18 protein-coding genes are annotated in these 22,940 nt (G+C 43.8%); 17 read left to right on the top strand and 1 reads right to left on the bottom strand.

Going from position 1 to position 22,940, the window contains the following annotated elements; translation table 11 throughout:
* The 16 genes from LHL20_RS06690 to LHL20_RS06615 all read left to right on the top strand — a co-directional run bounded on the left by LHL20_RS06690 (window position 1) and on the right by LHL20_RS06615 (window position 20,236).
* A complete protein-coding gene (locus LHL20_RS06690; RefSeq protein WP_226432741.1) occupies window positions 1–963 on the top strand; it encodes a DUF58 domain-containing protein in 963 nt (320 codons plus the stop codon).
* Complete coding sequence (locus LHL20_RS06685) at window positions 963–1,568, top strand: DUF4381 domain-containing protein (protein ID WP_226432829.1); 606 nt, start codon at window positions 963–965, stop codon at window positions 1,566–1,568. The genes LHL20_RS06690 and LHL20_RS06685 overlap by 1 nt, the downstream gene beginning before the upstream one ends.
* Window positions 1,561–2,607, top strand: a complete 1,047-nt coding sequence (locus tag LHL20_RS06680; protein ID WP_226432740.1) for a vWA domain-containing protein — start codon at window positions 1,561–1,563, stop codon at window positions 2,605–2,607. The genes LHL20_RS06685 and LHL20_RS06680 overlap by 8 nt, the downstream gene beginning before the upstream one ends.
* Complete coding sequence (locus LHL20_RS06675) at window positions 2,607–4,598, top strand: vWA domain-containing protein (protein ID WP_226432739.1); 1,992 nt, start codon at window positions 2,607–2,609, stop codon at window positions 4,596–4,598. The genes LHL20_RS06680 and LHL20_RS06675 overlap by 1 nt, the downstream gene beginning before the upstream one ends.
* Complete coding sequence (locus tag LHL20_RS06670; protein ID WP_226432738.1) at window positions 4,599–6,398, top strand: BatD family protein; 1,800 nt, start codon at window positions 4,599–4,601, stop codon at window positions 6,396–6,398.
* A 130-nt stretch (window positions 6,399–6,528) separates the two neighbouring features.
* Window positions 6,529–8,385 (top strand): DUF885 domain-containing protein, encoded by a 1,857-nt coding sequence (locus LHL20_RS06665; RefSeq protein WP_226432737.1) that lies wholly within the window; start codon window positions 6,529–6,531, stop codon window positions 8,383–8,385.
* Between the two features lie 103 nt (window positions 8,386–8,488).
* Complete coding sequence (locus LHL20_RS06660; RefSeq protein WP_226432736.1) at window positions 8,489–9,046, top strand: sigma-70 family RNA polymerase sigma factor; 558 nt, start codon at window positions 8,489–8,491, stop codon at window positions 9,044–9,046.
* Window positions 9,039–9,743 carry a DUF3379 family protein gene (locus LHL20_RS06655; RefSeq protein ID WP_159623171.1) on the top strand — a complete coding sequence of 235 codons (705 nt, stop codon included), beginning with the start codon at window positions 9,039–9,041 and terminating at the stop codon, window positions 9,741–9,743. The genes LHL20_RS06660 and LHL20_RS06655 overlap by 8 nt, the downstream gene beginning before the upstream one ends.
* A gap of 218 nt (window positions 9,744–9,961) precedes the next feature.
* A complete protein-coding gene (locus LHL20_RS06650) occupies window positions 9,962–11,926 on the top strand; it encodes a GGDEF domain-containing protein (protein ID WP_226432735.1) in 1,965 nt (654 codons plus the stop codon).
* A gap of 141 nt (window positions 11,927–12,067) precedes the next feature.
* Complete coding sequence (putP, locus tag LHL20_RS06645; RefSeq protein ID WP_226432734.1) at window positions 12,068–13,573, top strand: sodium/proline symporter PutP; 1,506 nt, start codon at window positions 12,068–12,070, stop codon at window positions 13,571–13,573.
* 244 nt (window positions 13,574–13,817) lie between these two features.
* Window positions 13,818–14,732, top strand: coding sequence for a sulfate adenylyltransferase subunit CysD (gene cysD / locus LHL20_RS06640; RefSeq protein ID WP_159623177.1), 915 nt, complete (start codon window positions 13,818–13,820; stop codon window positions 14,730–14,732).
* Window positions 14,732–15,328 carry an adenylyl-sulfate kinase gene (cysC, locus tag LHL20_RS06635; protein WP_226432733.1) on the top strand — a complete coding sequence of 199 codons (597 nt, stop codon included), beginning with the start codon at window positions 14,732–14,734 and terminating at the stop codon, window positions 15,326–15,328. The genes cysD and cysC overlap by 1 nt, the downstream gene beginning before the upstream one ends.
* Window positions 15,328–16,119 carry a 3'(2'),5'-bisphosphate nucleotidase CysQ gene (gene cysQ / locus LHL20_RS06630; RefSeq protein ID WP_226432732.1) on the top strand — a complete coding sequence of 264 codons (792 nt, stop codon included), beginning with the start codon at window positions 15,328–15,330 and terminating at the stop codon, window positions 16,117–16,119. The genes cysC and cysQ overlap by 1 nt, the downstream gene beginning before the upstream one ends.
* Window position 16,120: 1 nt before the next feature.
* Window positions 16,121–17,536, top strand: coding sequence for a sulfate adenylyltransferase subunit CysN (cysN, locus tag LHL20_RS06625; RefSeq protein WP_226432731.1), 1,416 nt, complete (start codon window positions 16,121–16,123; stop codon window positions 17,534–17,536).
* A gap of 16 nt (window positions 17,537–17,552) precedes the next feature.
* On the top strand, window positions 17,553–19,277 hold the full coding sequence (locus LHL20_RS06620; RefSeq protein WP_226432730.1) for an SLC13 family permease: 1,725 nt from the start codon (window positions 17,553–17,555) through the stop codon (window positions 19,275–19,277).
* 254 nt (window positions 19,278–19,531) lie between these two features.
* A complete protein-coding gene (locus tag LHL20_RS06615; RefSeq protein WP_226432729.1) occupies window positions 19,532–20,236 on the top strand; it encodes a YIP1 family protein in 705 nt (234 codons plus the stop codon).
* Between the two features lie 38 nt (window positions 20,237–20,274).
* On the opposite strand, the gene LHL20_RS06610 is transcribed toward LHL20_RS06615, so the two are convergent.
* Window positions 20,275–21,153: a DUF3025 domain-containing protein gene (locus tag LHL20_RS06610; RefSeq protein ID WP_226432728.1), complete on the bottom strand. Its 879-nt coding sequence runs from the start codon at window positions 21,151–21,153 to the stop codon at window positions 20,275–20,277.
* 70 nt (window positions 21,154–21,223) lie between these two features.
* Between LHL20_RS06610 and LHL20_RS06605 the strand changes: the two genes are divergently transcribed.
* Window positions 21,224–22,894 carry a M28 family metallopeptidase gene (locus LHL20_RS06605; protein ID WP_159623190.1) on the top strand — a complete coding sequence of 557 codons (1,671 nt, stop codon included), beginning with the start codon at window positions 21,224–21,226 and terminating at the stop codon, window positions 22,892–22,894.
* The last annotated feature ends 46 nt before the right edge of the window (window positions 22,895–22,940 follow it).

The following is a 22,940-nucleotide window of genomic DNA, read 5'->3' as shown; positions in this document are numbered from 1 at the left end:
ATGACAAATGTTCAAGCACAGCTTCAGAAGTTGCTGAGCGATGGGGTGAATTTATCTACTGGTGAATTGTTGCGATATCAACAGCTCGCTAAACTGTTCAGTCTTGCGCCTAAACGAGCCCCTCAAGCTCGACTTGCTGGTAGCTATTTAACGAAGCACAAAGGCCGTGGTATGGAGTTTGATGAAGCTCGTCACTACCAGAGCGGCGATGATATTCGTGCAATTGACTGGCGCGTCACTGCGCGAACAGGAAAAACGCACACTAAGGTTTATCGTGAAGAGCGGGAACGTCCGGTTTTCTTGTTTTGCGATTACCTGCCTTCGATGGCGTTTGGTACGCAACTGCTGACTAAAGCCGTACAAGCTTCACACGTGTGCTCACTGATAAGTTGGTCAGCTGCAGCTCGCGGAGACAAAGTAGGCGCGCTTATTTTCAATGCCACACAGCATAAGGAAATTAAGCCACTAACCCGAAAAAAAGCAGTGCTTCGTGTATGTCATGAACTTCTTGAGCTTCACCAGCAAAGCCAGCAAATTAAGCCAAACAAGGAAAATGATGATGATGCGTTCGCGCAAGCCTGTGCCAGAGCACGCCGTCTCGCCCGCCCTGGCAGTTTGGTTTATTTAGTGTCTGATTTTCAACATCTAAGTACACAAGCTATTGGCCACTTAAATCATCTTACGCGACATTGTGAAGTGCGTGCGGTTGTGATCAATGATCCTATAGAGTACAGCCTACCTTCTCTTACAAGTACGCAAGCTGTGAGTGTTTCTGATGGGAACACCCAGCAGCAATGGTTGCTTGGTGATGCAACCGAGCATGAACAATACAAGCAATGGCGAAATGAGCAAAATACGTTTATCAACGACATCCTGAAAAAAAATAATATCTCCCGTTTTACCGTTTCATCCGGTATTCCCCTTGATGAACAACTTCAAAGTATGCAAAGGGAGCAATTGTGATGCAGTCGCAGCAAATACCAAACGCTAACATATCTCCCCAGGCAACTATGCCAAATAGCTTACCGACTAATATCGCGCCAGTGGACGATCCTTTGGCACAGCTAAAAGATATTCACGTTCCAAGTGACGTAAACGCCTGGCCTCTTGATTGGGGGTGGTGGGCACTAGGCGCAATAATAATTGGCATTTTATACTGCCTAACTCGATGGGTACTAAACCACATTCGGTTTAATAAACCTCGCAAGCAAGCGCTTGCACTACTAGAAGAAATAAAACCTACTGATGATGACTGGCCTCTTGCGCTTAATGGCTTGTTAAAACGTACTGCCCTGACGTATTACGACCCACAACGCGTTTGTGCACTTCACGGTAACGCGTGGTATGCCTTTTTGCTGGAAAAAAGTTCAAAAGCCCACGATGATATTGCACAAGGCTTTGACTTACTTGCAAAAAACGCATACCAGAAGACTCCATCTGAAAGTGATTTTAAGCGCTGTTCTCAAGCAGTAAAACTGTGGCTGCTAAATGCTCGCTTTGAAAAAGCGGGTAAAGAAGCCGAAAAAGCAAGTTCGAGTAGCGACACTATGGAGGCTACCAATGCTTGAGTTTTCTTGGTGGTGGGTATTTTTTGCGCTTCCCCTCCCTATTATTGTTCGATTGGTTGTGCCAAAAACAGCAGATACTCAGCTAGCAGCGCTAAGAGTTCCTGCGCTTCGCCCACGTGAAGCGGTATCTGATAACGTCATCGCCAAACGCACACTACCAATGGTGTTAAGCGCGCTAATTTGGCTCTTGTTAGTTACTGCTGCCGCTCGGCCACAGTGGTTAGGTGAACCCATTAGTATTCCCAATGAAGGCCGTGAAATGATGCTGGCAGTCGATTTATCAGGGAGTATGAAAATAGATGACATGCAACTCAACGGCCGTCAGGTTAATCGACTAACTATGACGAAATCAGTTGTTTATGACTTTATTCAACGACGCGTTGGCGACCGTATTGGTCTAATACTCTTCGCAGACACGGCGTACGTTCAAGCGCCTTTGACATACGACAGAGATACGGTATCAACCCTATTGAGTGAGGCCGTAATAGGTCTGGTCGGTGAGCAAACCGCTATTGGTGATGCTATAGGTCTAGCAGTGAAGCGTTTTGATGAACGAGAAGAGTCAAATAATGTACTGATATTACTGACCGATGGTCAAAATACGGCTGGTAATATCACGCCTGAACAGGCCAAAGAACTGGCAATCAACAAAGGCGTGAAAGTGTACACCATTGGTGTAGGAGCAGATAAAATGCTGATACAAAGTTTTTTTGGCAGCAGACAAATCAACCCGTCTCAAGAGCTTGACGAAGACATGCTAACCGATATTGCAACATCAACAGGCGGTCAATACTTCAGAGCTCGCAACGCACAAGAACTGCAGGCTATTTATCAACAGCTCGATGAATTAGAGCCGATAGAGGGTGAAGCGAGAAAAATGCGCCCGCTAACAGCGCTCTTTTACTACCCATTAGCGTTAGCACTTTTCCTGTCTTTATGCTGGGTAGTTGGCGCAATAGCAGCAAGCACTTTTCACGCTATAAACCAAAAGCGTGGATTGCGTAACGATAAGTCCATGGATAATGAGGTGACAAGATAATGGATTTTTCGGTTTTACCTTCGTTTTTACAATTGGGTGACTTTCACTTTTTACGACCAGTTTGGTTTTTCGCATTGATACCTTTGTTATTATTGCTTGTCTGGTTAAAGCGAAATGTTGCTACGCAGTCGGGCTGGCAAGCGGTCATCCCACCCCATTTGTACCAACATATGATTATTGGCAAAACAGAAAAAGGACAGCGCCCCCCTCTTTGGATGCTCGCCCTGGTGTGGTTTATAAGCGTAGTTGCATTGGCGGGCCCTACGTGGGAACGACTTCCACAGCCTGTTTATCAATTAAAAATGGGGCATGTGATAGTGCTAGATATGTCACTATCGATGCGCGCCACTGACATGACACCCGACAGACTCACCCGTGCAAAGTACAAAGCAATAGATCTCGTCAATGCGCTTGGCGAGGGAGAAATGGGGCTTGTTGCTTACGCGGGTGATGCCTTCGTTATTTCACCCCTAACTGAAGATGCGAATAACATAACAGCACTATTGCCTAGTCTATCGCCAGAGATCATGCCAGTACCGGGCAGTGATCCTTTATTAGGCATTGAAAGCGCAGCACAACTGCTAACTAACGCAGGCTATAACTCAGGAATGATTTACTGGATTACAGACGGTATCGACTTTCAGCAACAAAAAGAGTTACAAGAGTATGTCTCGTCTATTCCCTTCACTGTAAATGCACTTGCAGTGGGAACCTCACAAGGTGCTCCAATACGTCAATTAAGTGGTGAGCTACTAAAAGACGCCTCGGGTAGTATTGTTATTCCTAAACTCAACAACAGTGCGGTAAGTGGCGTTGTTAAGGCGAGCGGCGGTTCATTTGAAACATTCACGTCCAACGACAATGATATAAACGCCCTAGCCTCACTTTCTCTATTGCAGAGAAACGCGTCAGATGAAGAAAAGCAAGAAGACAATAACCAAGGAGATCAATGGAAAGAAGTGGGCGCCTATTTGGTACTCGCGATGCTTCCGTTTGCAGCGTTGGCGTTTAGAAAAGGGCTACTGTTTATCTTGCTAGTGGGAATACTTAGTCCAACATTACCAGTGCCCGCACATGCGCAGCAAAATACGAACGTTGAAAACTCCCTTGCGGATCGCAAAGCAGAGACCTCGCTTTCTTGGTGGCAAAAACCTTTTTTGAACGACGACCAAGAAGCGCATTCTTATTATGAAAATGAACGCTTTGAAGATGCTTCGAGCCAATTTAACGATCTTTCTTGGAAAGCCTCTGCACTGTACAAATCTGGCGATTACGAAAAAGCACTTGAAGCGTATAACGCTATTGAGGGTGCAGATAGCTTGTATAACCAGGGCAACGCGTTGGCTAAATTAGGGCGCTTTGAAGAGGCAATTGAGAAATACAGTGAAGCACTGTCTCTTGCACCAGATATGCAAGATGCAGCATCGAATAAGGCGCTTCTTGAAGAACTTTTGAAGCAACAAGAACAGCAGAATCAAGACAATCAGCAATCTGATGATCAACAGCAAGATAGCGATGACAGTCAGTCAAGTGAGCAAAATGGTGAGAATGACCAACCTAAGGATGGGAGTGAGCAACAACAGAACCAAAATAGTGATGGGCAAAATCAACACGATAATAATGACGATGCTCAACAAGATAATGGTCAAGACCAGAATCAACAAAAAGAGCAGTCTCAATCGCAAGAGAGTGAACCACAGACTCAGGATGATAAAGATACCTCGCAACAACAAGATGACACTGATGATTCGAATAATGAACAGCAACAAGCAGAAAATCGTGAGTCTCAGCAAGACCAAAACGCGAATGCTGAGGCAATGCAAGCACAGCAAGGCGAACTAACTGATGCCGAAAAAGAAGAACTACAACGAATGGAAAGTTTAATGCGACGCGTGCCAGACGACCCTGCCTTTTTACTTAAACGCAAGATGCAATTAGAAGTACAAAAACGTCAACGACAGCGCATGCCTTCAAACCGGAGTGATTGGTAAATGAGAGTACTCTCACTATCTACTTATTTGATTTTATTTTTTGCCGTATTCGGTAACTCATCATACGCGGATGTAAACGCAGTTGAGGCCACTATCGATAGAAACCCTGTGATGTTGGATGAAGCAATTCGACTTACCATCACGGCCGATGGAAGCGTTGAACGAGACGCGTTTGATAGCTCTCCTTTGTTAAAAGATTTTGTTGTAGGTCGAACCTCTGTAAGCAGTCAAACGTCAATAGTGAATTTTGATACAAAGCGCACAACAGTCTGGACTACAACCCTTTTCCCTAGAAAGGAAGGCGTATTTACCATACCCGCGCTAACGATTGAGGGTAAACGTACAAAACCTATTGAAGTACAAGTTATTCCCGTCCAAGAACAAAGTGGTGTAGCTAGAGACTACTTTGTTACAACCGATATCGATTTAACTGAAGCGTATTTAAATCAACAACTGCTCTACACGGTAAAGCTCTATCTATCGAGCAATATCGAGCGCGGTAGTTTGCAAGCCCCCGAAATGCAAAATGCTGAAATCACTCAGCTCGGTGAAGATAAGCAATACACTGATATTGTAAATGGTAGGCGTTATCAAATCATTGAGCGTCAATTTGCTGTCGTACCTCAGGCATCCGGAGAGTTTATTCTTCGCGGTCCAATCTTCACAGGCGAAGTCATGGCAGCAAATACTAATCAGCGCTTTGGTTTCTTTAATCGAACCCAGCAGATTAATCGCGTTGGGCCAGACATTACGGTAAATATAAAACCCATACCGTCAGACATTGATTATCCATGGTTGCCTTCTGAGATGGTGAGAGTAGACGAAGAATGGCCCCAAGGTGACGTTTTCGTTGCGGGTGAACCTGTAACGCGCATTGTGACACTTACCGCGTTAGGTGTAGTAGAAGAGCAGCTACCAGACATTCCAGAATTCTACCCGCCTAACTTTAAGTTGTATCCAGATCAATCGAATACGACTACCGTCGAGCGCGACCAAAACCTTATATCTCAGCGTCAAACATCATTAGCTATTATTCCAACTGAAGCTGGTTCGTTTGTATTGCCAGAAATCACTATTCCGTGGTTTAACACGCTAACCGAACAAACCGAATACGCCACTATTCCAGCGCGAACTATTACCGTTGAAGCCGCCAACACAAATAGTACTGCACTGCCGCAAGTACCTGATACTTCAAGCAACAAAAACGCCACCGAAAACCCAACGTTGCAAACCGATACGAGTGCTCCGCTAACAGGTGAAGAGAAGCTAAACAATCAAACTGCGCACATTGAGGAAAGCGGCCAAAATAATTCCGTTTATTTTTACTTAATGCTGGTAATTGCCGTACTCTGGGTCCTTACACTAATCGCCTGGATAGTAACTTATAGGAAATTAAAGCACGCGAGCGCGGCTCCAATTAACCCCGCAAGCTATCGCACGAATACGTTTCAGCATGGCGATGAGAAAAGTGCCTATGACCACCTAATATCTGTCGCAAAACAGGGAAAAGTGAGAGAGCTCGACAGTGCATTGCAGCAATGGCTAGCAACCCTTAATGATGGCAAAAGCCAACGAGCGATGCCTGGAGATATTGCTGAGTCAGCGCCTCTTAAGTCGCATATGGAACGAATTCACAAATTGCGCTTTTCTTCATCTGCTAAAAACAATAACAATGAACACAAAGAGTTGTCTGAAAACCTGAAATCGCTAGTACAGAACATTAAAGATACGAGAACAGCTTGGCTAAAGAGAACTAAAAAAGCGACGAACACGTTATCTAACTTATATCCGGCGTCATAAACCGCAATTCTATTGCACAGGGAGTTGACGCCTCGTTATAACAGAAACGTCATAAATAAGTTGCGCGCCTTTGGCTTTGCCTAATGACAAAGCCAAGTAAAGAACGCAGCGAAACGCACAGGGAAATTACATGAAAAAAATAATCACAACGTTAACGCCAATTGCCTTAGCAATTGCGACGCTGTCAGCTTGCAGTCCAGCAAGCGAGACGGCAAAAGTTGAAACGCCATCACAAGAAACTCAGCAAACCGCGGGTCAATCTGAATCGCAAAGACTTAATGCTTTTTTCGAGCGAACGTTTGAAGAGGACTTAAAGCGCTCGCCACTATTTCAAAGTTACTTAGGAAAAAAGTGGGATTATGATAAGTGGGATGATATTAGCGATGAAGAAGCTGATGTCAGTATCGCTATTGCTAAGAACCGATTGGAGACGCTGAATGGTTTTGATACCTCTAAGTTAAGCGAGCAAGAAAAACTAAGCTTGCGGCTATATAAACTCGGTATCGAACGCGACCTCGCCAACGACAAATTTCGTCATCATAGGTACATTGTTCATCAATTTCGCGCAGCTCATACTCAGGTACCAAGCTTCTTAATTAATATCCACCGAGTAACAAATAAAGACGACGCTAAGGCGTACATCGGAAGATTGGACAATGTACGTACTTATTTTGATCAAGTCATCGATCAGATGAAGACGCGCGAAAAGTTGGGCGTATTCCCGCCTGCGTGGGCCTACGATCAAATGATAGATGCATCAAAGAACGTCATTAGCGGCGCTCCTTTTGATAACAGCGATTCACCATCCACCATTTGGGAAGACTTTCAAAACAAAGTTGAAAAACTCGATATTGACGACGCCGAAAAAGAGACGCTTTTAGGAGAAGCAAAAGCCGCACTAGTAACGTCGGTAAAGCCAGCTTACGAAAAATTTATTAACGAACTGGCTCACCAAAGAGAAGTAACACCTGAAGGCGACGGTGTATGGCGCTTACCTGATGGCGATAAATGGTACCAAAACCGGTTAAATTGGTTTACTACAACCGACCTCACAGCAGACGAAGTTCACCAAATTGGTCTAGATAATGTTGAGCGAATTCACAGTGCAATGCGCTCAATCATGGAAAAAGTGGGATTTGAAGGCACCCTTCAAGAGTTTTTCGTGTTCATGCGAGAAGATGACCAATTTTATCTACCATCGACTGATGCTGGCCGTCAGCAGTACCTTGATGATGCAAAAAAAGCCATCGACGAAATGCGAGAAGCTATTCCTGATTATTTCGGTATTCTGCCTGAAGCACCAATGGTTGTTAAACGCGTAGAAGCGTTCAGAGAGCAATCGGCAGGTAAAGCCTTCTATCAAAGTCCGGCCCAAGACGGAAGCCGTCCTGGTATATACTACGCAAACCTTTACGATATGAAGGCAATGCCAACCTATCAACTTGAAGCGTTAGCCTATCACGAAGGGATCCCTGGACATCACATGCAGCGTACCATCGCGCAAGAACTTGAGGGCGTACCGCAGTTTCAGAAGTTTCTTAGCTTCACAGCTTACACCGAGGGTTGGGGTCTTTATACCGAAGAGCTTGCGAAAGATATGGGCTTTTATCAAGACCCGTACTCCGATTTTGGCCGTTTGGCAATGGAGCTTTGGCGCGCATGTCGACTCGTGGTAGACACAGGCATTCATGCTAAGCAGTGGTCTAGAGAAAAAGCGGTAAACTACTTAGTGGAGAATACCCCAAATCCACAATACGATGCGCAGAAGGCAATTGAACGCTACATTGCGATGCCAGGACAAGCCACTGCTTATATGATTGGTAAGCTAAAAATTATGGAACTACGCGACAAAGCCATGACCGAATTGGGTGATAGTTTTGACTGGAAAGGTTTTCATGATGAGATTTTGAAATACGGTCCAGTGCCCCTTTCTATTCTTGAAGAAAATATAAACACTTGGATTGACTCACAAAAAATGGATAGCTAGTCCTCCTACCTGTGAAGTTAGTTTTAAAAACGCGCCTTTCGGATAACGAAAAGGCGCGTTTTTTATGTCATAGTGGAAAAAAGCGGAAATTTTGGATTTTTTTATGTTTGCGCGAAATAAAACCGATAATGCGCAGGTCTTATCGGGTATGAAAGCAAAACATCAAAGATATGAAGCACTGGTAAAGGCATTTCATGCCGATATTTATCGCTATGCGTATTGGTTAGTGAAAGACCAAAGTGTGGCGGAAGATATTGTGCAGGAAACCTTTTTGCGAGCATGGCGCTCACTTGACGCTCTAAATGACGAGAAAGCGGCAAAATCTTGGTTAATCACAATATTACGTCGTGAGAATGCCCGCCGCTTTGAGCGCAAGCAATTCGACACGGTGGATATTGATGATGTGAGCATTCACGACGATACGCAACAAGCAGACGGTGATATTAAAGACCGAGAGCTTCAGCGATTGCTGGGCGGACTTAGCGTTGAATACCGTGAACCACTAATTTTGCAGCTTATTTTCGGCTTTAGTGGTGAAGAAATTGCGAACCAACTTGGACTGAACAAAAACACCGTTATGACTCGTCTATTTAGGGCGAGAAACCAGCTTAAAGAGGCGTTAGAGAAGCAGAATGAACAGAGAGGTCGTATAAATGGATGAGTTAGAATTTAGGCGTCGAATTTACGCCGATCCAGAAACGACTGACAGTGATGTTGTAGAAGCGGCGAAGGCAGACGAAAGTAAGCGCAGTTTCTGGAATGAACAAAAGCAGTTAGACAAACAGCTTAAACAAGCATTGAAAGTTGATGTTCCTGAAGATTTAGCGAGTAAGTTAATTTGGCAACAGTCAGCCGATGAATTTACACGATACAAGCGCAGAAGCCGTTGGTATTTGGCCATGGCAGCTTCAGTGGCATTTTCTGTGGGTATCGGCTTAACCATGTGGTATCACCAGCCTCTTAGCATTGGTGGTCAAGCGCTAGCGCACATGCAGTACGCTGAAATGGAGCATGCGCATTCGCTTTTACCAGTAGATCTCAATATGGTTAACGCGAAACTAGCAAGCTTCGGAGCGAGTTTTAACGAAATGCTGGATGGCGTTGAAGTGGCCAATTACTGCCACTTGAGCACGGTTAGAAGCCTTCATCTTATTGTTGATACCCCGCAAGGAAAAATGTCAGTATTTGTTGTGCCAGAGCGCGGTGATGTGAGTGTGCCCAACGAATTCGCGGATAAGCAATATCACGGTGAAAGCATAAAGTTAGAGCGCGCGAATATTATGATTGTTGGTGACAAAGGTGCTGACTTAAGTGAGATGAAAAAAGCGGTGGCTAAGCGCATCCAGTTTTCAGCCTAAATTGCTAATTACACGGTGGCAGCCACTGCCACCTGACCTATAATATGTTTGTAACAGTGTGCTAATGCACATCCCCTTCAATCGGCCTTCAAGGCCGATTTTTTACCTCAGAATTAACGTGAATATCTCGTACTTTAAATTTATACTCGCATACTTAATTTAAAACATACATTTAAATTTAATTCGCGCTTGTCTGCAGTATAGAGGTTGCGTCCATCATGCCTTTTTGGTTTAAGTGCTTTCGGTTAATTAGCATTATCGCTCTTTTATTTTTGGCGTTTGCGTCGCATGGCTCTCGTAGCGACGAGTTAACGACAGCGACACCACAGAAAATTAACGAGTATGCCGACCTTTTACACAAAGTAATTTACGATTGGAATTATCCTTCCGCGTTGTCGAACGAGGCTATTGAGCAGCAAATTATTAAAAGTGGTGTTCAGCAAGACGAGTCTAGTATAGGGGTCATTTTTCGACATCTAATGGCTTTAAGTACCGCTGAAACAGGAGAGCACGCTCGCGTTCCCGTTTACGTCAAACAACCGCTTTTAAATAAACATTGGCAAGTATTAGAAAAAACAGCACCTAAGACCTACGCCTATACACATGGCTATTATATCTACGTACAAGCAGCGAATGATTACAAAGGCTCTAGTAGACGAGTAGACTCTACCATCCCTGAATTAATTGGACTCAAAGAAAAGCTTCTTCGAATAGGTGATAAAGAAGCAGTTGCTATAGCGAGTATGTGGTTAGCAATGGAGTACTCTGAGTCAGCTCCACTTCGAGCGATAAGCGAAATAGAGTACGCATTACCACACTTGCCTGATGATTCGGCAAATAATGCTTTAGAAAGCGAACTTGGCATCACTACAGCATTATCATGGCTTTCATCAAAGTATATGGAGCTTAATATACCAAGCAAATCTTATGAATATGTAGCTCAGCTTATCGAAATTAAAAGGAAAAAGGGCACATTAAAGGCTTGGGACTACAGTTACGCAGTTATAGCCCTGCTCAGCCTCAACCAATATTCAAATGCGATGACACTTGCTGAAGAAGCAAAGTCAATGTCGTTAAACGATACTCCATTACAAGGTTACATAGCACGTGCGCTTGAACTCGCGGTCTTGATAAAGCAATACGATGGAGAGAATTCGGATTTAATTATTGGATTGGCCAAAGAGCTCTCAAACTATCACGTTGATTCAGTTCCAGTCCATTTTGCAGATATCAAACCGTATGCAAAAGCCGTTAGTCTTGCGTTTTCATCAGATACTAAAAATTTCAATATAGCTATTGATGAGTATAAGAAAGTAATGCAAGAGCAAGAGTCTACCATTACTTTTTCTCGACAAATCGGGTTGAAAAAGTACCCTGCCCTTCGCGACATTTATTACCTTAAAGGCGATATGCAAAAGGCATTTCTCTACGAGAAAAAATACAAAGAAGTACTCATTGCTTACAACACTGAACAATTTAATCTATCAGACAGATTAGAAACGAGTTCGTTGTCAGAAGACATTGAATTAGCACAGTACAAGCAGAGGGAACTGAAGGCGCTTTTAGATGAAAAAGCAGGGCTTACAAGCAACCTGGAACAGTTGCAACTCACCATCTTTGCTCTAGTTGTTACCATATTCTGCATATTGGCAATGTGGTTATGGCTAACCAAGAAACAAAATGCATCATCAAGTCAGTTCGATTCTCTGACAGGCACGCTAACTCGAAGAGCGATGCTTAATAGCTTAAAAAAGGCGCTTAAAAGAGACAGTTCCTCTTGCGTGGCTCTGCTTGATATCGATAACTTTAAGCGGATTAACGAGAAATTTGGTCACGAAGTGGGCGATGAAGTCCTCGCAACATTTAGCCAAACCATTAGAGGCCGAATTAGAAAGTCAGATAAATTATGCCGCTATGGCAACGAAGAGTTTTTAATTTACTTTACAGATTCGAATGAAAGACACGTCAAACGCGTGTTGGACGAACTAAACCAATCCTTATCCAAACTTACTTTATGGAAGCATACCAATGAACGCTTCGCTGTTTCATTTTCATCGGGTGTGCTTAAAGTAAATGGCGACGCCAACTTAGATACGGTTATCCAATGTTGTGACAAGCTTCTTCAAACTGCAAAGCAAAAAGGCCACTCCCAAATAGAAACTTACGCCCTATCAGTTTGCTAAGCTGAAATAAGTGACACTAAAGCGCCTAACCGCCAAACTTTTTTTACATTCAGTCGTATAGAAATTGTGCAAGGTCACTCACTGACGTAGAGAGTCTATGACAGAGGTGTTAGCATGAAAGAAAAAACATAGGGAATTTATATGGCTACAGGCACGATAATCTCGTTAGGTTTGTATTTCGTTGTAATGTTGGGTATTGGTCTTTTCGCTTACCGTCAAACTGACACTAACGTAGAAGGGTACATGCTTGGTGGCCGGCAGTTAGGTCCAGCAGTAACAGCACTGTCTGCCGGTGCATCGGATATGAGTGGTTGGATGCTAATGGGCTTGCCTGGCGCTATGTATGTGTCAGGCCTTTCAGCGGGATGGATAGCAGTAGGCTTAACGTTAGGGGCGCTTGCTAACTACATGCTCGTTGCACCACGCTTGCGCGTATACACCGAAGTTGCCAATAACTCCATTACGCTACCTGATTATTTCGAAAATCGTTTTGCAGATAATTCACGCTTGCTGCGTGTTATCGCGTCTGTGGTGATAGTTATCTTTTTTACCCTCTACACCTCATCAGGTGTTGTCGCAGGCGGTAAACTGTTTGAAACCTCGTTTGGTCTTTCCTATGAAATGGGACTGTATGTTACTGCTGGCGTTGTCGTTGCCTATACTTTAGTGGGTGGCTTTATGGCCGTCAGTATGACCGATTTTGTGCAAGGCTGTATCATGTTTGTTTCGCTTGTAATGGTGCCCATTGTGGTCATAAGCGAACTCGGCGGAATTGGTGCGTCGATAGATGCACTAGACAATATTAACCCAGCCCTTTTTAATGCCTTCATGGATGCATCAACCAATGAAACACTTACTTTCATCGGCATAGTATCATTGATGTCATGGGGCTTAGGCTATTTTGGTCAGCCGCATATAATTGTGCGCTTTATGGCAATTCGTTCAGTAAGTGACATTCCCACTGCGCGTAATATAGGGATGAGTTGGATGATAGTGTCGATCATCGGAGCCCTTATGACTGGGCTTTTCGGGCTCGCTTATGTTACGGGAAATGGTAACGAAATAGATCCAGAAACGGTCTTTATCTATTTGTCACAAATCCTCTTCCACCCATTAATCGGCGGTTTTCTTCTTGCTGCAATTCTAGCTGCAATCATGAGCACAATCTCTTCGCAACTTTTGGTTACGTCCAGCTCACTAACCAGCGACTTTTATCAAGCGTTTTTGCATAAGAATGCGTCAGACAAAGAGCTCGTCATCGCCGGCCGGGTAAGCGTTGTTGTTGTAGCACTTGTCGCTATATATCTTGCGTATGATAGAGATAGCACTATTTTAACCCTTGTAAGTAATGCATGGGCAGGGTTTGGTGCAGCTTTCGGACCTTTGGTGTTATTTAGTTTGTTTAAACGAGAAATGACACGCCGTGCAGCACTTGGCGGAATGATAGTCGGTGCAGTAACCGTACTGCTTTGGATTTATCTTCCTATTGAAGTTGGCGGAAAAAAATTAGGTGATTGGATGTACGAAATTGTGCCTGGATTCATCCTATCAAGCTTGACGATAGTCATATTAAGTAAGTCAGGAACACCTCGAGATGGTGTAATCGATACCTTCGATTCATTTCAAGCAAAATTGAATGAACGATAGTTGCGTTTAAGACAGTAAAAAAACAAAACCCCGCACAGTTTACTGAGCGGGGTTTTGTTGTTTCTAGGCCTTTAAATGCAATGCTTATGCTTTCACTGTATTACATTTATATTTCTTGGAATAAGATAGCTATTTTAAATAGCTAAATCGCATACTACATTTGAAACTAAATATGCTATCGTTCTATGCAGAAAAATAACCCGCATATAACTTTTTTATATATAACATAAATTCGGACTTCAAAATGACTGCTAGTATCCCGTCTATAACGCATTTGAAACAACTCGAAGCCGAGAGCATTCAAATTTTCCGTGAGGTTGCTGCTGAGTTTGAAAACCCAGTAATGCTGTACTCAGTAGGAAAAGACTCTTCGGTTCTACTTCATTTGGCGCGCAAAGCTTTTGCGCCAGGCAAAATTCCTTTCCCATTGCTTCACGTAGATACAACGTGGAAATTTGGTGAAATGATTAAGTTTCGTGACGAGCAGGCTAAGAAGCACGGTTTCGACCTACTTGTTCACATCAACGAAGAAGGCGTTGAAGCGGGTGTTGGACCTTTTTCTCATGGCTCAGCAAAACACACGGATATCATGAAAACACAAGCACTTAAGCAAGCATTGAACAAGTACAAGTTTGATGCTGCATTTGGTGGTGCAAGACGTGACGAAGAAAAGTCGCGCGCCAAAGAGCGTGTGTATTCATTCCGTGATAGCAACCACCGCTGGGATCCAAAAAACCAACGTCCAGAATTATGGAATATCTATAATTCTCAAGTAAACAAAGGCGAAAGCATTCGTGTGTTCCCAATGTCTAACTGGACTGAGCTTGATATCTGGCAGTATATCTATCTAGAAAACATTGATATTCCTCAACTTTACTTGTCTAAGCCTCGTCCAGTTGTTGAGCGTGACGGTATTTTGATTATGGTTGATGACGACCGCATGCCACTTGAGGAAGGCGAAGTACCAGAAATGCGTTCAGTGCGTTTCCGTACGCTTGGATGTTACCCACTAACGGGTGCTGTAGAGTCAGAAGCAGCAACACTTCCGGAAGTTATTCAAGAGATGCTGCTTACTAAAACTTCAGAGCGTCAAGGGCGCGTTATCGACCATGATAGCGCGGGCTCGATGGAGAAGAAGAAAATGGAAGGGTACTTCTAATGGCCACTGACAACATTGTTTGGCATAAACACGAAGTTAATAAAACCACCCGTTCTGAAAAGTTAGGTCAAACACCCCGCGTGTTTTGGCTGACGGGTTTAAGTGGTTCGGGTAAATCAACACTAGCAAATTTACTTGAGAAGAAACTTCACGAACAAAATAAGCATACCTATTTGCTTGATGGCGACAATGTGCGCCACGGTTTGTGTGGTGATTTAGGCTTCAGCGATAAAGATCGCGTGGAAAATATTCGTCGCATCAGCGAAGTAGCCAAGCTTTTTGTCGATTCGGGTACTTTAGTGTTAACCGCATTTATTTCGCCATTTAAAGCAGACCGTGATTTCTGTCGCAATTTGCTTGCCGATGGTGAATTTGTCGAAGTGTTCGTCGATACCCCGCTTGAGGTTTGTGAAAAGCGTGACCCTAAAGGGCTTTATAAAAAGGCTCGCAGTGGTGAGATCAAAGATTTCACGGGTATTGACTCTGCGTATGAAGCACCAGAGTCGCCTGAGATTCATTTAACCTATCAGGATGAACCCGCAGAGCAAACAGCAGAACGCTTGTATGCTTTGCTTCAAGAAAAGGGATTGGTGTAATGACACAGCCTTTGAATGCACTTACACAAAAGGTGCTTACTATCGCCAAAGAAGCAGGCGACAAAATAATGGCAATTTACGAGAAAGATTTTGCCATTTATGAAAAGCAGGATTCTAGCCCGTTAACCGAAGCTGACCTTGCTGCGCACAACGTCATCGTTAACGCGCTTGAAGCTGAGTCTGACTTGCCGATTCTTTCTGAGGAATCAGCCGATATCGCATGGGGTGAGCGCAAAACCTGGTCGTCATATTGGTTGGTTGACCCGCTAGATGGCACCAAAGAGTTTATTAAGAAAAACGGTGAATTCACGGTCAACATTGCACTTATCGAAAATGGCAAACCGACTATGGGTGTGGTTTATGCGCCGGCATTAAACAAAAGCTATATAGGTATTGTAGGTGAAGGTGCGTGGACCGAAGTAGATGGCGAATTTACGGCTATCACAGCACGCAAACACGACGGCGCTGAAGTGTGGAAAGTAGTAGGCAGCCGCTCGCACCAGAGCCCTGAAATTCAGAATTTATTGGCACAGCTTGAAGGTGAAACCGAGCTTGTAGCAATGGGTAGTTCACTAAAGCTTTGCTTAGTGGCTGAAGGCGAAGCACACCTTTACCCTCGTTTAGGCCCAACATCTGAGTGGGATACTGGTGCTGCACATGCCGTTGCATTAGCGGCCGGTGCAAACGTAACGGTACTAGACCCTGAAAATCCATTAGATGACAACGCTGACGCTCTTACGTACAACCAAAAAGAGTCTGTGTTAAACCCCTTTTTCCTTGTGAGCGCATAACATGAACAACGAAAACGAATTATTAAGACAGGACATTCTGTCTTACCTAGAACAACACGAAAAGAAAGATATGCTACGTTTCCTCACTTGCGGTAGCGTAGATGACGGTAAAAGTACCCTTATTGGTCGCTTACTTCACGATTCGAAGATGATTTACGAAGACCAACTCGCTGCCATCACTAAAGACAGCAAAAAAGTAGGTACTACTGGCGAAAAAGTTGACCTTGCTCTTCTTGTTGACGGTCTCCAATCTGAACGTGAGCAAGGTATCACCATTGACGTCGCATACCGTTACTTCTCAACCGACAAGCGAAAATTCATTATCGCTGACACCCCAGGACACGAGCAGTACACCCGTAACATGGTTACAGGCGCGTCAACGTGCGATCTTGCTATTATTCTTGTTGATGCACGTGGCGGCGTTAAAGTACAAACGAAACGTCACTCGTTCCTCGTTTCTCTTTTGGGTATTAAGCACGTTATTGTTGCTATTAACAAAATGGACTTAATGGACTATTCACAAAAAGTGTACAACCAAATTCAACAAGACTATCTAAAGTTTGCTGAGCAGCTTGATATTCCTGACATTCAGTTTGTGCCGATTTCTGCTCTTGAAGGCGACAACGTAGTAGGTAAAAGCGACAAAACACCTTGGTTTAACGGCACACCGCTCATGGAAATGTTAGAAAACATTGAAATTGGTGAAGACGACAACCATGACGATTTCCGCTTCCCAGTACAATACGTTAACCGTCCTAACTTAGACTTCCGTGGTTTTGCAGGTACAGTAGTTTCTGGTCAGGTAGCGCCAGGTGATGAAATAACTGCACTTCCTTCTGGCAAGAAATCGAAGGTGAAACAGGTAGTTACTTTTGAAGGCGACCAAGAACGAGCGTACGTACCACAAGCGGTTACGTTAACGTTAGAAGACGAAATCGATATCTCTCGTGGCGATATGATTGTAAAGTCGGATAACTTGCCTTTGCTCAATACGCAATTTAAAACACACCTAGTATGGATGTCTGAAGAGCCGCTAATGCCCAACAAGCAGTACTTGTTCAAGTTCGCGACTAAATCGACGCCGGGTGTTGTTGCTCACATCGACAACCAAATTGACGTGAATACATTAGAAGAAACTGACGCTATGCACCTTAATTTAAATGAAATTGGTGTAGTTGATGTCAAGTTCACGCAACCCGTTGCATGTGACCCTTACAAGCGAAACCGCCCTACCGGTTCTTTTATCGTTATAGATAGATTGACCAATGGTACTGTAGGTGCAGGCATGATCATCGACGAAATTGCCGGTGACGCACAGCATACATCACCTAATTTTTCTGAGTTCGAACTTGAGTTCAATGCGTTAGTACGTAAACACTTCCCGCACTGGAATTCAGTAGATATCAGTAAATTATAAGTAGGACTGGTTCTATATGGACGTATCCCAGTTCATCGTACTGGCTATTTTTGCCAGTACGATTGGCGCGCTGATTTTTTCTAATCAGCGCCCTTCCACTGTGTTCTCAGGCGCAGTGCTAGGCTTACTGGTAACACAACAATTATCATTAGACGATGTATTGTTGAATTTGCAGAACAAGGGGCTTATCACCCTTGTTTTGTTACTTTTAGTCAGCAGTGCCATTGATAAAACCGCGTTGATAAAACGACTGGGTAGAAAATTGGTTAGCGCCAACTTTACCCAATCATACTGGCGGTTATTTTCACTCACATTTTTATCTTCAGCTTTGCTAAACAATACCGCTATTGTCGCCAGTCTTATTGGCCCAATAAAGCAAAACCAATATCACCCTGCATCGCGACTGCTTATACCGCTTTCTTATGCGGCTATTTTAGGTGGTACGGTAACGCTTATAGGTACGTCAACCAACCTTATTGTTGATAGTTTTTTGCAAGAGCATGGCCATCCTGGCTTCAACTTTTTTGACTTCACATTATACGGTACTGTTGCAGGCCTTAGCTGTGGACTATTGATGTTCTTAATGCTTCCCCTACTTCCGCAAATTGGTAATAAGAACAATGACTACCGAGAGTATATGGTAGAAGCTGAAGTTGAATCAGGTTCAGAGCTTATAGGCAAAACCGTAGAGCAAAACCACCTGCGAAACCTTCCCGAACTATTCTTGGTTGAAATTGTGAGAAGGGGCAACTTGATATCGCCGGTTGGACCTGATGTGGTTATTCTTGAAAATGACAAACTCATTTTTTCAGGTAATGTTCAAAAGATAGATAACTTGAGTCACATTAAAGGCTTAAGTATGTTTGCTGAGACCGATGGCGTATTACGTGAAAGCCTTACCGAAGTTGTTGTAGCCAATCGCGCTCAAGTTATTGGCCAAACCATTAAAAACCTCGGGTTCAGAGCACTATTTGATGCCGCCGTTGTAGCTATCCGCCGCGATGGTGAACAGCTCTCTGGTAAGTTAGGAGAAATAAAACTGCAAGCAGGTGATTTTTTATTACTCGCGACAGGACCAGACTTTGCGACACGACAAAATTTGGGGAAGAACTTCTTCATTTTGTCAGAGCAAAAAATAGCGCGACCGCTTACAAACAAGCAAGAATGGATAACACTTGGCGGCTTCCTTACTACTGTCGTGTTGGCGGCAGCAAATGTTATTTCCCTTGCCATTGGTTTGCTTTTTTTAGCCGCAGTATTGGTAGGTGTTCGCGTTACCTCTAATGGCGAAATGAAACGCAACTTGCCGCTTAACCTTATTGTAGTCATTGTGGGAGCATTGAGTTTAGCCACTGCGCTTGAAAACTCTGGCGTTATTCACGCGTCTACACAAATGCTGATGCCGTTACTTTCAGGGACAGACTGGTTCGTTGCCCTTGCGGTTATTTATTTACTTACGCTTGTTCTCACCGAGTTTGTGACAAATAATGCTGCAGCAGCACTCATGTTTCCTTTTGCCTATGGGTTGGTACAAATACTTGGGGCTCCCCTTATGCCTTTTGCTCTGGCAGTGGCCTTTGCAGCAAGTGCCAGTTTTATATCACCTTTTGGTTACCAAACTAACTTACTCGTTTATAACGCGGCCAACTATAGGTATGCGCACTTTATAAAAATGGGGTTACCCATTTCTGTTTTGTACAGTGCAATTGTACTGACATTGTTAAACATGACCTATTTATAATAGTGAGTAGGAAGATTGCATACAAGGGAAGCATAGGCTTCCCTTTTTTGTTGATAAAAAAGAGAGGGGGTAAACTATAGGCAGCCAACACGTGCATGCGCTGAAACAGATTATTACAAATTAAGTCATGATTGATGAAGTAGTGCTGTACATAAATTTTTCAGCTAAGTACCCTTATGCTCAAAAGCAAAGCATTGGTTTTTACGCTCATCGGTTAAACCAATGACAAAACAACAACTTTTAAGGAGCAGTGGATGCACACAGTATCAAACCCTTTTCAGGCGTGTAACGATATCTTTTTTAAGCCCAATGGCGTATTTAAAGCCGTTGGCGAAAATAACAATTGGAGCTGGATGCCCTTTATTTTAGTAATGGGGATTACGCTTGCGTCGCAGTATCTGTACGTGAATTTTGTCGATATTGAGTGGTTTGCTAACCTAAATATTGCGGCACAAGGTGACATGAGCCCGGCCGAAGAAGAGCAGATGCGCGCATTCTTGAACCGCAGTACGTTGCTTTGGTCTCAACTTATATGGTCCTTTTTATTTCTCATCGCTATTAATGCGGTTTACGCGGTTTATTTGAACCTTGCGACCCGCTCAGACGATAGCCACGTATTCGGTTTTACTGACTGGTACGGCTTTTCTTGGTGGTTGTCTATGCCGTATGTTTTAACTGGTTTAATTGGTGTTGCACTACTTATGTTCTCAGGCGATCATCAAGTATCCCCTGCCATCATGGCGCCAACATCACTGAGCTTTTTATTAAGTGTACCTATGGACTCACCGTGGTTTGCGTTTACTCTCGCTATCCGTTTAGAGCTATTCTGGGGTATTTATCTTGCCATGGTTGGAATTTCACAGTGGACGTCGTTTAGTCGTCAAAAAGCGGCTGTAGTAGCTTGTGCCCCTTACGTTATTATTTACGGTATTTGGATTGTATCGCTAATGCTCTTTTAAGCAGTCAAATTGATAAAAAGCCCTTTTAAGGGCTTTTTTTATACCCATAATGGAAGCTGTACAGTCGGTTTAGCATGTTGACGAAGAGGCCGAAAATAGGCCGTATTTTGATAAAACACGCTATCTTGAGAGTGATGCCACCCGGGTACGCCTAGCAGCGGGAGAGGTTTCAACAAAGGGGCTAACTCAAAATCATCAAGCGCTGTAATTCGAGCTACCAGCGAACTGTCAACAGTTTTACGTTGCTGCCATGGGCGCATTTTGCTAAACCCCGCAGGTACTGAAACCGCCAACCATTTTCCTGTTAACCCGATAAATGGGTTTAACATCATTTCTAAATTCGCATGCCCAAAAACGATAGGGGTGATATTCCGGCGAAATACATCCACATTATCGACAAAAACGGTTTGCCAACGATGATGAGCAAGATCGGTGAGCCACTGTTCAATACGGTTAGCTTCAATGTTATCAGTAGCTTCAGGTTGTTCTACCGCTAATACAATGCCACATTCATCGAAGTGTGTAATACGGTTTCTGCGCGCTGTACGAGGGTTCACTCCGTAGCGTTCAATGTCGTTGATGTGCAACGCATTGAGCCGCTTTTTCGACTCTGGAAACTGCAACCAGATCAACGCATTAAATAAGTCATGCCAGCTATTTTCACGCGTTGGTACAACGTTGTCTTCGCTTATAATCGTTTCGTAATATCGCGTATCGTTATTATCAAAAGTACTTTGCCCTCTAAACACTGGGCCACGCCACGAATCATGTACACTTGAAACGATATCGTTGAGTTGCCCCGCGGTGGGAAAGTCAGCGCTATCTAATAGACCGACTTCATCAAGTAAAGCGGTCACTGGCCTACTTGCATGGCTAAGTAAATATGATTTACTAAAGGGGATTAATTCAGATTGCATAACAACTATTGGTTCGCATAAACCTTTTCTCTATACTGAGGACGTATTGTAGAGCAAACAGAGACTAACAATGAAAAAAATGTTTTTGCCATTGCTTGTACCTACCCTACTAGGCGTAAGTGCATGCTCCCCTTCTAACGACACTAGCGTTGACGTTAAAAACGATAAAAAAGAAATGCCATCAGCGGAATCAAATTTCACGACTGTTTATAACGCTATTTCTGATAACGATATTCGCGAGCCGCTAAAAGTATTGGCTTCTGACGAGTTTGAAGGTCGTTTGCCCACAACTGAGGGTGAAAAGAAAACAATAGACTATCTTGTCAATGAGTTTACCCAAGCTGGCCTTAAGCCAGGCAATGGAGATAGCTTCTTACAGAAAGTAGAACTAATGGAGATTACCGCAGACCCGGATATGACCATGACAATTGGTGACAATGCATTTGTTTACAAAGAAGACATGGTTGCATCATCAAAACGAGAAGTAGCGGAGGTTACCCTTCAAAATTCCGAACTTGTTTTTGTTGGCTATGGTGTCAATGCACCAGAGTATGACTGGAATGATTATGAAGGTCTGGACTTAACGGGTAAAACTGCGGTCATCTTGGTTAATGATCCTGGCTTTGAAAATCCAGAAAGCGGTAAGTTTCAAGGTACGACAATGACGTACTACGGTCGCTGGAGCTACAAATATGAAGAAGCTAGCCGTCAAGGTGCCGCAGGTGCAATCATTATTCATGAGACTGCACCTGCGTCTTATGGCTGGTCAGTAGTGGCAAACAGCTGGAGTGGACCACAATATGGCTTGGTAAGTAAAGATAAAGGCGCAAGCCGTGTCGCGGTAGAAGGATGGTTAACCCTTGACGCTGCCAAAAAAGTCTTTAACGATGCCGGGTTAAACTTCGAAGAAGAAAAAGCAAAGGCAATGCAAGGGCCGTATAACAAAGCAATGGCAATTGAGGCTTCTGTGACGGTTAAAAACACGTTCAAAAAGTCTGAAAGTAACAATGTTATTGCCACGTTACCTGGCAGTGAGTTCCCAGACGAACACGTTATCTACACTGCTCACTGGGACCACCTTGGCAAAGATGACAGCAAAGAAGGTGACCAGATTTATAACGGCGCACATGATAATGCAACGGGTACCGCGGCAATTCTTGCTATGGCCAAGGCCTATGGACAACTCACACCAGTACCTAAGCGTTCAATATCGTTCTTGGTGGTTACTGCTGAAGAACAAGGTCTTCTTGGTAGTAAGTATTATGCCAGCAACCCTGTTATACCAATCGAAAAAACAGTGGCGAATATCAACATGGATGCCATGAATGTTTTGGGTAAAACCAAAAATGTCGCTGTAGTGGGAATGGGTAAATCAGAGATGGAAGATTATCTGAAAGCAGCGGCAACTAAACAAGGTCGCACATTAACCCAAGAAGATAGACCAGAAGCCGGTTATTACTACCGCTCTGATCATTTCAGCTTTGCCAAACAAGGTGTACCCGCGCTATATGCTGAAGGCGGTAATGAACCCGCCGATGAAGAAACCGCTAAGTATCGCAAACGCATGAATGTCATTGTGACAGGGTGTTACCACCAAGTGTGTGACGAATATCGTGACGACTGGGACTTAAGCGGTATTGTTCAAGATACACAGATGTTATTCGATGTAGGCGTTAATGTGTCCAACGCGCAAGCGTGGCCAACATGGAACCCGACGAGTGAATTCCAGCGCAAGCACTAAGTAAAAAACAACAAAGGCCCATTAAGGGCCTTTGTCTTTTTGTCAG

Origin of the sequence: Alteromonas sp. McT4-15 (assembly GCF_020515205.1) — a bacterium.
GTDB lineage: Bacteria > Pseudomonadota > Gammaproteobacteria > Enterobacterales > Alteromonadaceae > Alteromonas.
This window is presented reverse-complemented; position numbering and strand designations above follow the sequence as displayed.

Excerpts from the sequence above, each read along its gene's own strand:
- LHL20_RS06690 (WP_226432741.1), top strand. The coding sequence starts at position 1 with ATGACAAATGTTCAAGCACAGCTTCAGAAGTTGCTGAGCGATGGGGTG.
- LHL20_RS06685 (WP_226432829.1), top strand. The coding sequence starts at position 963 with ATGCAGTCGCAGCAAATACCAAACGCTAACATATCTCCCCAGGCAACT.
- LHL20_RS06680 (WP_226432740.1), top strand. The coding sequence starts at position 1,561 with ATGCTTGAGTTTTCTTGGTGGTGGGTATTTTTTGCGCTTCCCCTCCCT.
- LHL20_RS06675 (WP_226432739.1), top strand. The coding sequence starts at position 2,607 with ATGGATTTTTCGGTTTTACCTTCGTTTTTACAATTGGGTGACTTTCAC.
- LHL20_RS06670 (WP_226432738.1), top strand. The coding sequence starts at position 4,599 with ATGAGAGTACTCTCACTATCTACTTATTTGATTTTATTTTTTGCCGTA.
- LHL20_RS06665 (WP_226432737.1), top strand. The coding sequence starts at position 6,529 with ATGAAAAAAATAATCACAACGTTAACGCCAATTGCCTTAGCAATTGCG.
- LHL20_RS06660 (WP_226432736.1), top strand. The coding sequence starts at position 8,489 with ATGTTTGCGCGAAATAAAACCGATAATGCGCAGGTCTTATCGGGTATG.
- LHL20_RS06655 (WP_159623171.1), top strand. The coding sequence starts at position 9,039 with ATGGATGAGTTAGAATTTAGGCGTCGAATTTACGCCGATCCAGAAACG.
- LHL20_RS06650 (WP_226432735.1), top strand. The coding sequence starts at position 9,962 with ATGCCTTTTTGGTTTAAGTGCTTTCGGTTAATTAGCATTATCGCTCTT.
- putP (WP_226432734.1), top strand. The coding sequence starts at position 12,068 with ATGGCTACAGGCACGATAATCTCGTTAGGTTTGTATTTCGTTGTAATG.
- cysD (WP_159623177.1), top strand. The coding sequence starts at position 13,818 with ATGACTGCTAGTATCCCGTCTATAACGCATTTGAAACAACTCGAAGCC.
- cysC (WP_226432733.1), top strand. The coding sequence starts at position 14,732 with ATGGCCACTGACAACATTGTTTGGCATAAACACGAAGTTAATAAAACC.
- cysQ (WP_226432732.1), top strand. The coding sequence starts at position 15,328 with ATGACACAGCCTTTGAATGCACTTACACAAAAGGTGCTTACTATCGCC.
- cysN (WP_226432731.1), top strand. The coding sequence starts at position 16,121 with ATGAACAACGAAAACGAATTATTAAGACAGGACATTCTGTCTTACCTA.
- LHL20_RS06620 (WP_226432730.1), top strand. The coding sequence starts at position 17,553 with ATGGACGTATCCCAGTTCATCGTACTGGCTATTTTTGCCAGTACGATT.
- LHL20_RS06615 (WP_226432729.1), top strand. The coding sequence starts at position 19,532 with ATGCACACAGTATCAAACCCTTTTCAGGCGTGTAACGATATCTTTTTT.
- LHL20_RS06610 (WP_226432728.1), bottom strand. The coding sequence starts at position 21,153 with ATGCAATCTGAATTAATCCCCTTTAGTAAATCATATTTACTTAGCCAT.
- LHL20_RS06605 (WP_159623190.1), top strand. The coding sequence starts at position 21,224 with ATGAAAAAAATGTTTTTGCCATTGCTTGTACCTACCCTACTAGGCGTA.